The organism is Streptomyces sp. MMG1533, assembly GCF_001279775.1.
GTDB lineage: Bacteria > Actinomycetota > Actinomycetes > Streptomycetales > Streptomycetaceae > Streptomyces.
This window is the reverse complement of record NZ_LGDG01000001.1, coordinates 181,798-193,726: the sequence shown is the minus strand read 5'-3', so window position 1 is coordinate 193,726 and position 11,929 is coordinate 181,798. Positions and strand designations below refer to the sequence as shown.

Annotated in this window: 11 protein-coding genes; 1 reads left to right on the top strand and 10 read right to left on the bottom strand. The window is 72.0% G+C overall.

From position 1 onward, the window contains the following. Nucleotides 1-3: 3 nt before the first annotated feature. Both ADK57_RS00850 and ADK57_RS00845 read right to left on the bottom strand, forming a co-directional pair. Nucleotides 4-402: a 6-pyruvoyl trahydropterin synthase family protein gene (locus tag ADK57_RS00850; RefSeq protein ID WP_053747336.1), complete on the bottom strand. Its 399-nt coding sequence runs from the start codon at nucleotides 400-402 to the stop codon at nucleotides 4-6. Between the two features lie 174 nt (nucleotides 403-576). Next, nucleotides 577-1,560 carry a zinc-dependent alcohol dehydrogenase gene (locus ADK57_RS00845; RefSeq protein WP_053747335.1) on the bottom strand — a complete coding sequence of 328 codons (984 nt, stop codon included), beginning with the start codon at nucleotides 1,558-1,560 and terminating at the stop codon, nucleotides 577-579. A gap of 108 nt (nucleotides 1,561-1,668) precedes the next feature. Between ADK57_RS00845 and ADK57_RS00840 the strand changes: the two genes are divergently transcribed. Beyond that, complete coding sequence (locus ADK57_RS00840) at nucleotides 1,669-2,451, top strand: CDP-alcohol phosphatidyltransferase family protein (RefSeq protein WP_053747334.1); 783 nt, start codon at nucleotides 1,669-1,671, stop codon at nucleotides 2,449-2,451. 34 nt (nucleotides 2,452-2,485) lie between these two features. Here ADK57_RS00840 and ADK57_RS00835 read toward each other — a convergent pair whose 3' ends face one another. The 8 genes from ADK57_RS00835 to ADK57_RS00800 form a co-directional block, all read right to left on the bottom strand. Next, nucleotides 2,486-3,751 (bottom strand): MDR family MFS transporter, encoded by a 1,266-nt coding sequence (locus ADK57_RS00835; protein WP_053747333.1) that lies wholly within the window; start codon nucleotides 3,749-3,751, stop codon nucleotides 2,486-2,488. After that, nucleotides 3,748-5,514 carry an ABC transporter permease subunit gene (locus ADK57_RS00830; RefSeq protein WP_420711828.1) on the bottom strand — a complete coding sequence of 589 codons (1,767 nt, stop codon included), beginning with the start codon at nucleotides 5,512-5,514 and terminating at the stop codon, nucleotides 3,748-3,750. The genes ADK57_RS00835 and ADK57_RS00830 overlap by 4 nt, the downstream gene beginning before the upstream one ends. Nucleotides 5,515-5,541: 27 nt before the next feature. Next, a complete protein-coding gene (locus ADK57_RS00825; RefSeq protein ID WP_053747331.1) occupies nucleotides 5,542-7,032 on the bottom strand; it encodes an ABC transporter substrate-binding protein in 1,491 nt (496 codons plus the stop codon). A gap of 4 nt (nucleotides 7,033-7,036) precedes the next feature. After that, nucleotides 7,037-7,585, bottom strand: coding sequence for a GNAT family N-acetyltransferase (locus tag ADK57_RS00820; protein ID WP_053747330.1), 549 nt, complete (start codon nucleotides 7,583-7,585; stop codon nucleotides 7,037-7,039). Between the two features lie 173 nt (nucleotides 7,586-7,758). After that, complete coding sequence (locus tag ADK57_RS00815; RefSeq protein WP_053747329.1) at nucleotides 7,759-8,619, bottom strand: alpha/beta fold hydrolase; 861 nt, start codon at nucleotides 8,617-8,619, stop codon at nucleotides 7,759-7,761. 87 nt (nucleotides 8,620-8,706) lie between these two features. After that, nucleotides 8,707-10,065, bottom strand: coding sequence for a GH1 family beta-glucosidase (locus ADK57_RS00810; protein WP_053747328.1), 1,359 nt, complete (start codon nucleotides 10,063-10,065; stop codon nucleotides 8,707-8,709). Between the two features lie 29 nt (nucleotides 10,066-10,094). Continuing rightward, nucleotides 10,095-10,934, bottom strand: a complete 840-nt coding sequence (locus ADK57_RS00805) for a carbohydrate ABC transporter permease (protein ID WP_053747327.1) — start codon at nucleotides 10,932-10,934, stop codon at nucleotides 10,095-10,097. Between the two features lie 7 nt (nucleotides 10,935-10,941). Next, nucleotides 10,942-11,928, bottom strand: coding sequence for a carbohydrate ABC transporter permease (locus ADK57_RS00800; RefSeq protein WP_420711827.1), 987 nt, complete (start codon nucleotides 11,926-11,928; stop codon nucleotides 10,942-10,944). Nucleotide 11,929 lies beyond the last annotated feature (1 nt).

Genomic DNA, 11,929 nt, shown 5'->3' with positions numbered 1-11,929 from the left:
CGGTCACAGGGCACGCTCGTAACTCGCCCAGGCGACGTGCGACTCGTGCAACGAGACGGTGAGACCCGCCAGACCCTTGGCGCCCTCGCCGAGCGCGCCCTTGTGGACCCGTTCGGCGAGCCGGTCCGCGATGACCTTGGCCAGGAACTCCGTGGAGGTGTTGACCCCGGCGAAGTCCGGCTCGTTGTCGAGGTTGCGGTAGTTCAGCTCGCTGACTACCGCGCCGAGTTCCTGTGTGGCGAGTCCGATGTCGACGACGATGTTGTCGTCGTCCAGCTGCTCGCGCCGGAACGTGGCGTCCACCAGGAACGTCGCTCCGTGCAGGCGCTGCGCGGGTCCGAAGACCTCGCCGCGGAAGCTGTGGGCGATCATGATGTGATCGCGGACGGTGATGCTGAACAACGGACGACCCTCCAGGTGCGGCGCGTCTTGTCCCCCGCTGATCCCTGCCGGGGGATGTCGTGTAGTACGGCTCTTCGTCCCCCGTTGTTCAGCCTCCTCTCACTCTTTTCTCAGGTCAGGCGCTCTTGTGGACCTGAGGTACGTCGTACCGGATTGAACCTGTGTGTCGCCCGTTCACTCGTCCGCGTCGTAGCGGACCCGGTGGCACAGAGCGGGGATCTCGCCGGAGGCGAGCCGCGGCAGAACGTCCGGCAGTTCGCCGAAAGCACTCTCTCCGGTGACCAGGGCGTCCAGCGCCGGGTCGGCGAGCAGGTCCAGGGCGACGGCCAGCCGGTCGGCGTACGTACGGCTGGAGCGGCGGGCGGGTGACACGGATCCGACCTGGCTGCTGCGGATGACCAGGCGCCGGGAGTGGAAGGCCTCGCCGAGCGGGAGGCTGACCTGCCGGTCGCCGTACCAGCTCAGTTCGAGGACGGTGCCCTCCGCGGTCAGCAGCTCCAGGGAGCGGGCGAGGCCCTGTTCGGTGGCGCTGGCGTGCACGACGAGGTCGCAGTCGCCGAGGGCGTCCCCGGGCAGGGCGAAGTCGACTCCGAGCGCCTCGGCGGTCTTGGCGCGGGCCGGGTCGGCGTCGACCAGCTGGACGCGGACGCCGGGGAAGCGGGCCAGCAGGGCGGCCACCGAACTGCCGACCATGCCGCCGCCGACCACCGCGATCCGGTCGCCGACCAGGGGTGCCGCGTCCCACAGGGCGTTCACGGCGGTCTCCACGGTGCCGGCGAGGACGGCCCGTTCGGCGGGCACGGACGGCGGTACGACCGTCACCGCGCTCACCGGGACGACGTACCGCGTCTGATGCGGATAGAGGCAGAACACGGTCTGCCCGACCAGGTCCTGCGGCCCCTCCTCCACCACACCCACATTGAGGTAGCCGTATTTCACCGGCCCGGGAAAGTCGCCCTCCTGGAACGGTGCCCGCATGGCCGCGTGCTGACTCTCCGGCACCCCGCCGCGGAACACCAGGGTCTCCGTGCCCCGGCTGACCCCGGAGTACAGCGAGCGGACGACGACCTCGCCCTCGGCGGGGTCCGGCAGGGCCATCTCGCGTATCTCGCCGTGACCCGGAGAGCTGAGCCAGAACGCACGTCCGGTGCGCTTCATCGGCATCCTCCTGAACGATCGGGAAGCTGTTCACGTACCGAGGTGTGCACAGGTCGCGCACAGTACGCGTCCTTGATCGACTCTGTCACCTGGCCGGAGGAATGTGCGGTGGCCCTGAACAACACTTACGACGCAAGGCTGGTCCAGCAGGAGACCGCGGTGGGAGCGGGCCTGCAGATCCTGTTGCTGGCCCTGCTCGGCACGGCGATCGGCATGGGGCCGGCGGGATGGCTCACGGGCCTCGCCTTCGCCATCGCCACCTGGGCGGTGCTCTCCCGAGCCCTGCACCGGTCCCGGCTGCGCTCCTTCGGCCCGGCCAACCGGGTCACCCTCGGCCGGGCGACCCTGGTCGGCGGAGTGACCGCCCTGGTCGCGGACTCCGTCGAGAGCTCACCCCCGGTGACGCTGTTCGTCGGCCTGACGGCGGTGGCCCTGATCCTCGACGGAGTGGACGGCCAGGTCGCCCGCCGTACGGGCACCTCGACACCTCTGGGCGCACGCTTCGACATGGAGGTCGACGCGTTCCTCATCCTGGTGCTCAGCGTGTACGTCTCGATGGCGCTCGGCCCGTGGGTCCTGCTGATCGGCTCCATGCGCTACGGCTTCGTCGCCGCGGCCCGCGCCCTCCCCTGGCTCAACGCCCCGCTCCCTGCGAGCACGGCCCGCAAGACGGTCGCCGCCCTCCAGGGCGTCTTCCTCCTCCTGGCCGCCTCCGACCTCCTGCCGTACGTGGGGACGTTCGCCGTCGTCGCGACGGCACTGGCGTTGCTGGTCTGGTCGTTCGGCCGGGACATCCTGTGGCTGTGGCGGACGTCGCGGTCTCAGGAGGTCTCGGTGGCTGAGGTGCTGGAGCTCGTGGCGGAGCGGGAGCCGGAGCGGGTGGCGTCCTGAACATGCGGTCCACTGGCCATGCGGTCCACGGTCGTCAGCCGCTCACCGGCACTCGGCGTGGACCCTGCCGCCGCGGCAACAGCCCGATCGCCGCGGCAGGTACGACCGCCAGCACCAGCCAGGGCACCACGGCCGGCAGCCCGCTGTCCAACAGCACCCCCGTCGCCGCGCTGCCGACCAGCACGATCAGGCCGGAGACCGAGGACAACGCTCCCGTGTACAGGCCGAGTCGGCCTTCCGGGGCGAGGTCGGGAACCCAGGCTCGGGCGACGGGGGCGACGAGCATCTGGCCGAAGGTGAGGAGAACGACGAAGCCTGCGGCGGGGATCAGGCCCGGTGCGCCGGTCCGGTCCGCGGGGCGGGTCAGGGCCACGACCGCGAACCCGGCCGCGATCAGCAGCAGTCCGGCGGCCATGGAACGGCGCAGGTCGATGCGCTCTCCCACCCAGCGGGTGACGGGGAGCTGGGCGGTCACGACCAGCAGGGACGACAGGGCGAACAGCCAGGCGAGCGGGGCCTGGGAGCCGGCCGCGCGTTGCACCTCGTCGGGGAGGGCGAGGTAGAGCTGGTTGTAGGCGAGCAGGTAGGCGCCGTACGCGCAGCACAGTGCGAGGAAGCGGCGGTTGCGGAGCAACGCCCCCATGCCGCCGCGGACTTGGACGCGTTCCGTGCCGGGTATGCGCTGTGGCAGCAGCCACGCGTGCCCGGCGAGGACGAGGACGAAGATCCCGGCTCCTGCCAGGCACACCGTGCGGAAGTCCGCCGACAGGAGCAGCGCGCCCAGGAGCGGGCCGACGAACGCCCCCGCCTGTCCGGCGACGGTGAACAGGGCCAGGACCCGGGTACGGTCGCCGCCGCCCGACTCTTCCCGGGCCACCGCCTGCCGGGCGACCTCCGACTCCACGGCCGGTGAGAACAGTGCGGCGGCGAACCCGATCAGCAGGACGGCGCCGATGACGGCCCAGGCCGCCTCCGCGTACCCGAGCCAGGCGAATCCCGCGATCCGCAAGGCGCAGCCCGCGAGGACCACCGGTCGGATGCCGTACCGGTCGGCCAGCGCCCCGCCCACCACGAACAGCCCCTGCTGGCTGAAGGTTCTGAGTCCCAGCACCAGGCCGACGAGCCAGCCGGCCATCCCCATGGCCTGTCCGAGGTGTTCGGACAGGAAGGGCAGCACCGCGAAGAAGCCGATGTTGAAGGCGAGTTGGGTGAGGATCAGCAGACGCAGCAGGGGCGAGAGGCGGCTGCGCCCGGGTGCCCCGGGCGCCCTGCGTCGCAGTCCGGTCGACGGCGAGGTCATCGGGTCACCGCCAACTCCCTTGCGAGAGAGGGTTCTTCGAGTGGCGGCTCAGGGGTACGAGGCCGTCTCCGCCTCGGTATCCGCGCGCCGCCCGCCGCGCTCACCGCGAGCGCCCCGAGCAGAGCGAGTACGGCGGCGGGGGCGAGGACCGCCCAGGGGGCGCGTTCGGCGTAGGGCTGGTTCTCGGCGAGGAGCAGGCCCCACTCCGGTGAGGGCGGCTGGGCGCCGAGGCCGAGGAAGGCGAGGGAGGCGAGGGCCAGGGCGACGCCGGGCAGGCGGAGCAGGGCGTGGCGGGTGACGGACGGCAGGGCGGCGGGCAGCAGTTCGTTGCGCAGGAGGTACCAGCGGCCGGCGCCGAGGCCCCGGGTGGCGGTCACGTGCAGGGCGGCGCGTTCCTGGCGCAGCAGCGCTGAGGTGTGCGCGGCGAGGGGCGCCCAGGCGACGGCCGTCACGGCGAGCGCGGGCGTCGCGGGACCGCTGCCGGCGACCGCGGTGACGAGGAGTGCGAGGAGCACGGGCGGAATGGCGTTGACGGTGTCGACGAGCGGCCCCGAGAGCCGGGGCACCAGTCCGAGCAGGACGCCGGTGAACAGCGAGGCGGCGCCGATCGCGAGGGCGAGCAGCAGGGTGTCGACGGCGCCGTGGGCGACCCGGGCGAGGACGTCCCGGCCGAGGGCGTCGGTGCCGAACGGGTGGCTCCAGGAGGGGGGTCGCAGGCGTTCGCCGGTGTCGAGGGCGAGCGGGTCGCGGGGCAGGCCGAGCGCGACGACGACAGTCAGCAGTCCACCGTATGCAAAAGGCAGGATCCCGTGGACCGGCGGCGATGGCCGGTGGAGCGAAGGCAGTGCGCCGTCGCGCAGGGCCGGGCCGACGAGGAGCCGGGCGGCGAGGCCGGCGAGCCCCGCCGCACCTGCCGCCAACAGGACGAGGGCGAGCGTGCCGGCCTGGAGGACGGGCAGATCCTGGGCGAGGGCGGCCTGGAGGGTGGTGCGGCCGAGGCCGGGGATGTCGAAGATCTGCTCCACGGCGACGGCGCCGCCGGTCAGGCCCACCACGAACAGGCCGAGGTTGGGGAGCAGTCCTGGCAGGCAGCGGCGTACCGCCTGGCGGGCGATGCTGCGGCCCGGCAGTCCGCGCGCGGCGGCTGCCAGGGCCCAGGGTTCGGCGAAGGCGCCGGGCAGCAGGTCGTCGAGGAGCCGCCCGATGACCGCGCCGGCGGGCAGGCCGAGGGCGAGGGCGGGCAGCACCGTCCACTGCGGCCCGTACCAGCCGAGGGCAGGCAGCCAGCCCAGCTGTACGCCGACGACGGTGGCGAGGACGGACGCGGTGAGGAACTCCGGCAGCGCGGCGAGCACCGCGGAGCCGCTGCCGCCCGCGCGGCGCCCGTCGAGGCGTCGGTGCGAACCGAGCCACAGAGTGCGGGCGCAGACCAGGGCGGCGGTGAGGGAAGCGACCGCGAGGGCCACCGCCATCAACAGCAGGGACACGCCGAGAGCCTGGAGCACGGCAGGGGTGACCTCGTCGCCGGACAGCCACGACCGTCCGGCGTCGCCGCGCCACAGCCCGCCGAGCCACTGCCCGAGGAGGGACAACGGGCCCTGGTCCAGGTCGAGTTGGGTCCGGATGCCGGCGAGAACCTCGGGGGTGGGGTCGCGGTCCGCCGAGCGTGCCTTGAGGACGGTCAGCGCGGGGTCCGTCCGCGTCAGCCAGGGCAGCAGGCCGATGCCGCACACGAGAGCGGCCGCGAGGGCGGCACGCCACACGAGTGCGGTCCCTTGCCGTCGCACGGGTCAGCGCCGCGTTCCGGTGCCGACGAGGGTGCGCTCGTACGGGTCGAGGAGGACGCCGCTGACCGAGTCGGCGACGCCGGTGATGATGCGCTGGTGGACCAGCGGGACGACGGCGTCGGTGCCGAGGATGGCGGCCTCGGCGGCCATGGCCGCGCCCTGGCGTGCGGCGGTGTCGGCGATGCCCTCGGCCCTGGCGACGGCCCGGTCGACGTTCTGGTCGCAGAGTTGGGCGATGTTGTAGCCGCCGTCACAGGTGTAGTCGCCGGCGAGGACCGCGAGGGGGTCGCCGGTGTCGACCAGGGTGTTGCGGGCGAGGACGAAGGCGTCGAACTTCCCCTCCAGCGCGTCGCTCTCCAGCCGCGAGTACTCGCGCACCTCCAGGGCGACCTTGAACCCCGCCCTCTCCAGCTGCTGCTTCAACACCTGGGACACTTCGGGGAGTTCGGGCCGGTTGTCGTAGGTGGCGAGGGTGATCCGCGTTCCGTCGGGGTCCTGGGCCGTCGCGCGTCCGGTCGGCTGCCGCCGCTTGCCCTCGGCCCAGCTGACGGCGGGTCCGTAGATGGCGGCGCCGGGATCGGCGTATCCCTCGTAGACGCCATCGGCGAGTGCGGAGGTGTCGACGGCCTGGCGGGCGGCGGCTCGCAGCCTCGCGTCCTTGAAGGGCCCCGACTCGGAGTTGAGGAGCAGGCTCGTGGTGCGGGTGGTGGCCGTCTCCTTGCGGGTGGCCTCCTCCAGGATGGCGGCCTGCGCGACGGGGATCGCCTCGGCGATGTCGATCTCGTCGGTGCGCAGGGCGTTCGCACGGGCCGTGCCGTCGGCGATGAAGCGGACGTCGACGCCAGAGGCCTGGGCGCGGCCGCCCCAGTAGTCGTCGTGGCGGGCGAGGGTGGCGGAGGTGGAGCCGGTGACCTCGGTCAGTTCGAAGGGTCCGGTGGCGGTGCCGACGGGGTCGACGCGGTCCTTGTCGTCGTAGGCCTTCGAGGAGAGGACGGCAAGGCCCGGGCCGGCCAGGCGCAGGGGCAGTACGGGGTCGGGGGCGGCGGTGGTGATCCGTACGGCGGCGTCGCCCTCGGGCTTGGCGTCGAGCGTGACGCCGGACAGGGCGGCGGGCGCGGGCTCGGCCTCGGTGGCGTGGGTGAGGGCGGCGGCGACCGCGGACGGGGTGACCTCGGAGCCGTCCTGGAAGGTGGCCTCGCGCAGGGTGAACAGCCAGGTGCGGTCGTTCTCGCGGCGCCAGGACTCGGCGAGCGCGGGGGCGGCGACGCCGTTGGCATCGAGGGCGGTCAGGCCCTCGGTGACGCCGAGCCGGCTGAGGACGGTGGCGTCGGCGCCGTACGGCGAGAGGTTCTCGGCGGGCGGGAAGGCGAGGGCGACCCGAAGGCGGGAGCCCTCCTTGGCGTCGCCCGAGGAGCCGGTGCCGCCGCCGGAGGCGAAGCAGGCGGTGAGGAGGGGGGCGAGCAGCAGGGAACCGAGTAGGTGTCGGCGTCGCAAGCGGTCACCGCCCCATCGGGATCTCGAAGTGGAGGACCCCGTTGCCACCACCGTTGCCACCACCGGGATCCTCGCGCTCGTCGAGCACGACCTTGCCGAGCGACCGCCAGAAGGGCTCGGCGCCCGGTACCGCCGGGTCGGTGTGCAGGTAGACGGCGCGATAACCGCCGTCTGCGGCCGCGAAGGCGAGCAGTTCGTCGACGAGGCGCCGGGCGAGAGAGCGCCTGCGGTGCTCGGGGCGGACGTACACCCGGCGCAGCTGGGCGGTCTCGCCCGAGGGGTAACGGTCGGCGAGGTGGCGCGGGTTCGGCGGGTGGGCCGGTCCGCGCGAATCGAGGGCGGCGGTGGCCACGACGGCCTGGTCGACGGGGTCGACGGCGACCAGGAGGGTATGGCGGGCGGGGGCGAGGTAGGCGGTGGCCGGGTCGATGATGTCGGCGTGCCAGCGGGGCACGTAGCCGGTACCGAAGTCGCGGTAGACGGTGTCGAGCATCACGGCTCGCGCACCTTGGAGGTCGTCCGGGCTCGCCACCCTGATGCTGTAGTCACGCACTTGCACATCATATGCATTAAGGCCGGACGGTGATCACCGGCCCCGACCACCGGGTGGTGACGTGCCGACCGGGCCTCCGACGGAACGTCACCACCCGCGGAGGCCCGGGACGCTGAGGCCCGGGACGCTGAGGCGTACGCGTGGTGCGCGTCGGTGCGGTCGCAAAAGCCGAATCAGTCGCCGGAGTTCCGGGACTGCCGCCTCCGTTCGAGGAACGCCGTCACGAACCGCCCCGCGTCGTCCAGCCAAGGGAAATGCGCGGCGCCGGGCTGGACGGCCAGCTCGGCGTCCGGGAACAGGCCCGCGTACTCCGCCAGGGCGCGCGGTGGCGCCGCGACGTCCACCTCGCCGGCCAGGACGAGCACCGGCGCGGCGAACCTTGCGAGGGCCGAGCGGGTGGCGGCCGGGTCGAACGCGCCCTCGGAGCCGTACACGGCCGCCGCCTCGTCGTTGCGCTGCTTCTTCTCCGCCTCCCGTACGGCCTGCGCCTCGTCGTCCCAGCGGGCGAACCAGAACGGGGCGACGGCCTGCCAGTCGTCGGGGCCCGCCCGGCCGGCGGTGATCGCCTCCAGGGCCGTGTAGGCGGGGGTGAACCATGGTTCGTCCCGGCGCAGGCGTGCGGTACTCAGTCGGTCCTGGGCGGTGATCTCGATGCCGACGGCGTAGACACTCGGGTTGACCAGGGCGAGGCTCGCGACGCGATCGGGGTGGCGGGCCGTGCAGAGGACCGCCAGGTTCGCGCCGGCGGAGTGCCCGAGGAGGTCCGCGCGGTCCAGGCCCAACTCCTCGCGGAGTGCCTCGACGTCGTCGACCAGGCGGTCGCAGCGGTACGACGCCGGGTCGTCCGGCGTCGCCGAGTGGCCGGTGCCCCTGAGGTCCAGGCGGATCAGGGTGCGGTGGGCGGTCAGACGGCCCAGGTCGCCGAGATAGACCGAGTCCTGCATCGGGCCTCCGGGCAGGCAGATCAGGGGCGGGCCGTCCCCGGACACGTGGTAGGCGAGGCGGGTTCCGTCGGGCGCGGAGAAGGTGGGCATGCGGGCGAGCCTTTCAACGGGTTCCCTTCCCGGCAACCGGATTGCGCGGGGGCGGTGACCACGGTCGATCCGGCTGCGCCCCTCCCGTCAGGCCGCCTGCCGCCCCCTCTGCCGATGCGCGCGGACGATGTCCGCGTACCGGTATCCGGTGCCCTTGATGGTGCGGGCCTGCGTCCGGTAGTCGACGTGGACGAGGCCGAAGCGCTTGTCGTAGCCGTACGCCCACTCGAAGTTGTCCAGCAGCGACCAGGCGAAGTAGCCGGCGAGCGGGGCGCCCTTGCGGGCGGCGGAGGCACAGGCCGCCAGGTGCCTCACCAGATAGTCCTGGCGCTCCGGGTCGTCCACCGCGCCGTCGGGACGGACCACGTCCGGGAAGGCGGAGCCGTTCTCGGTGACGTACAGCCTGCGGGCGCCGTACTCGTCGGTGAGGCGGAGCAGCAGGTCCTCGATGCCACTCGCGTCGATCCCCCAGTCCATGCCGGTACGCGGGACGCCGATCCGGCGAACCGTGCGGACGCGGGGCACCGGGGCGGTGGGGTCGTCGGCGACGGTCGCCGGGAAGTAGTAGTTGAGGCCCAGCCAGTCCAGGGGTGCGGCGATGGTCTCCAAGTCGCCGCCCTGTTCCGGGAGTTCGACGCCGTAGACCTCGCGCATGTCCTCAGGGAACCCGCGGCCGTGGACGGGGTCCAGCCACCAGCGGTTGGTGTGGCCGTCCATGCGGCGGGCGGCCTGGACGTCCTCCGGGCGGTCGGTGGCCGGGTGGACGGTGGAGAGGTTGTTGACGATGCCGACCCGGGCGTCCGGGACGGCGGCGCGGATCGCCTGTGTGGCGAGGCCGTGACCGAGGAGCAGGTGGTAGGAGGCGCGGACGGCGGCGGTCAGGTCCGTGAGCCCGGGGGCCATCTTGCCCTCCAGGTGGCCGATCCAGGCCGAGCAGAGAGGCTCGTTGAGGGTGGCCCAGTGGGTGACCCGGTCGCCGAGGCGTCCGGCCACGACGGCGGCGTACGCGGCGAAGTGCTCGGCGGTCGCCCGCTCGGGCCAGCCGCCCCGGTCCTGGAGTGTCTGCGGGAGGTCCCAGTGGTAGAGGGTGACGGACGGGGTGATGCCCGCCTCCAGTAGTCCGTCGATCAACTCGTCGTAGAAGGCGAGACCCCTGGGGTTGGCCGGTCCGTCGCCGCCGGGTACGACGCGCGGCCAGGCGATGGACAACCGGTAGGCGTTGGTGCCGAGTTGGCGCATCAGGGCGATGTCCTCGCGCCAGCGGTGGTAATGGTCGCAGGCGACATCGCCGTGGTCGTTGCCCGCGATCTTGCCGGGGGTGTGCGCGAAGGTGTCCCAGATCGACGGTGAACGGCCGTCCTGCGCCACGGCTCCCTCGATCTGGTACGCCGATGTGGCCGTGCCCCACAGGAAGTCGTGCGGGAGTGCGGCGAGGTCGATGGTCACTGAAGTCCCTTCGGAATCGCAAGAGTTGGTCACTTGACGGCGCCCGCCGTCAGCCCGGCGACGAGATAGCGCTGGAGCAGCAGGAAACCGGCGACCACGGGGACGCTGACGACCAGCGAGGCGGCCATGATCTGGTTCCAGTAGACGTCGTTGAGCGTCGAGTAGCCCTGGAGTCCGACGGCGAGGGTGCGGGTGGTGTCGTTGGTCATCACCGACGCGAACAGCACCTCGCCCCAGGCGGTCATGAAGGCGTAGACGGCGACCGCGACGATGCCGGGGACCGCGGCCGGCACGACCACCCGGAACAGGGCGCCGAGCGGGCCGCAGCCGTCCACCAGCGCCGCCTCGTCCAGGTCGCGCGGCACCGAGTCGAAGTACCCGATCAGCATCCAGATCGAGAACGGCAGGGAGAACGTCAGATACGTCAGGATCAGCCCGCCGCGGGAGCCGAACAGGGCGATGCCGGTGGCGTTGCCGATGTTGACGTAGAGGAGGAACAACGGGAGGAGGAAGAGGATGCCGGGGAACATCTGCGTCGACAGGACGGTGACCGTGAAGGCGCGCTTGCCGCGGAAGTCGTAGCGGCTCACGGCGTAGGCGGAGAACACCGCGATCACCACCGAGCAGACCGTCGCCGAGACCGCCACGATCAGCGAGTTCACGAAGTAGCGGGCGAGCGGGACCGTCGACCAGATGTCGATGTACGGCCGGACGGTCAGGTCGCCGGGCAGCCAACGGAACGTGCCGGTGACGTCCGCGAGAGGCTTCAGCGAACTGGAGACCATGACGTAGACCGGCACCAGGACGAAGCCGGTGAGCAGGGTGAGGAACACCCTGCGGGACCAGAGGAACGAACGCGGCGGCGCCATGGGCGAGTCAGACATCGGAGACGGCCCTCCGTCCGCGCGAGGTGAGTACGAGGTACACGCCCGTCACGACGAGCAGGAAGAGCAGCAGCAGGACGGACATCGCGGAGCCCGTGCCGAAGTTCCAGGTGACGAACGAGGCTTGGTAGATGTGCACCGAGATGAGGTCGGCGGCCTCCGGCGCGCTCTTCCCGAACAGGACGTACGGCGTGTTGAAGTCGTTGAAGGTCCACAGGAACAGGACCAGCACCAGCACCTGGTTGACGGGTCGCAGCGACGGCAGGGTGATGCGGCGGATCTGCTGCCACCTCCCGGCGCCGTCGAGAGCCGCCGCCTCGTACAGCTCCCTGGGGATGTTCTGCAGGCCGGCCATGACGATGAGGAAGGCGAACGGCCAGCCCTTCCACACCGACACGGTGAGCAGGGCGACGAAGCTGTTGTCGCCGATCAGCCAGAAGGACGGCTTGTCGGTGAGGTGCAGCTGGTCGTGCAGGACGTGGTTCACCAGGCCGTTGTCGTGCTGGAACATGAACACCCAGGTGATGACGGCCGTGTAGACCGGCAGGGCGTACGGGACGAGGAAGAGTGCCCGCAGCAGGCCACGGCCGCGGAAGGTGTCCTGCATACAGACGGCGGCGGCCGTGCCGATCAGCCAGCACAGGCCCACCGACAGCAGGGTGAAGGCGACTGTGACGAGGAAGGAGTGGAGGAGCGCCTTGCCGACGGGGGCGTCGAAGTCCATCGACACCGTGTAGTTGTCGAGGCCCGCCCAGGGAGCCGTGCCCCAGTCGCGGATGTAGAACTGTGTGAGCTCCTTGAAGCTCATCACGATGCCGATCACCATCGGCACCAGATGGACCAGGAGTTCGAGGATCAGGGCGGGCAGGAGCAGCAGGTACGGCAGTCCGATACGGCGGATCCTGCCCGGACGCGGGCCGGGCCGAGGGGCCGTGGCGGGGCGAACCGGCCGCTCGCCCACTTCAACTGCGGTGGTCATC

Coding starts and splice junctions, on each gene's coding strand:
- ADK57_RS00835 (WP_053747333.1), bottom strand. CDS start 3,751: ATGACCTCGCCGTCGACCGGACTGCGACGCAGGGCGCCCGGGGCACCC.
- ADK57_RS00815 (WP_053747329.1), bottom strand. CDS start 8,619: ATGCCCACCTTCTCCGCGCCCGACGGAACCCGCCTCGCCTACCACGTG.
- ADK57_RS00800 (WP_420711827.1), bottom strand. CDS start 11,928: ATGACCACCGCAGTTGAAGTGGGCGAGCGGCCGGTTCGCCCCGCCACG.
- ADK57_RS00805 (WP_053747327.1), bottom strand. CDS start 10,934: ATGGCGCCGCCGCGTTCGTTCCTCTGGTCCCGCAGGGTGTTCCTCACC.
- ADK57_RS00845 (WP_053747335.1), bottom strand. CDS start 1,560: ATGAAGCGCACCGGACGTGCGTTCTGGCTCAGCTCTCCGGGTCACGGC.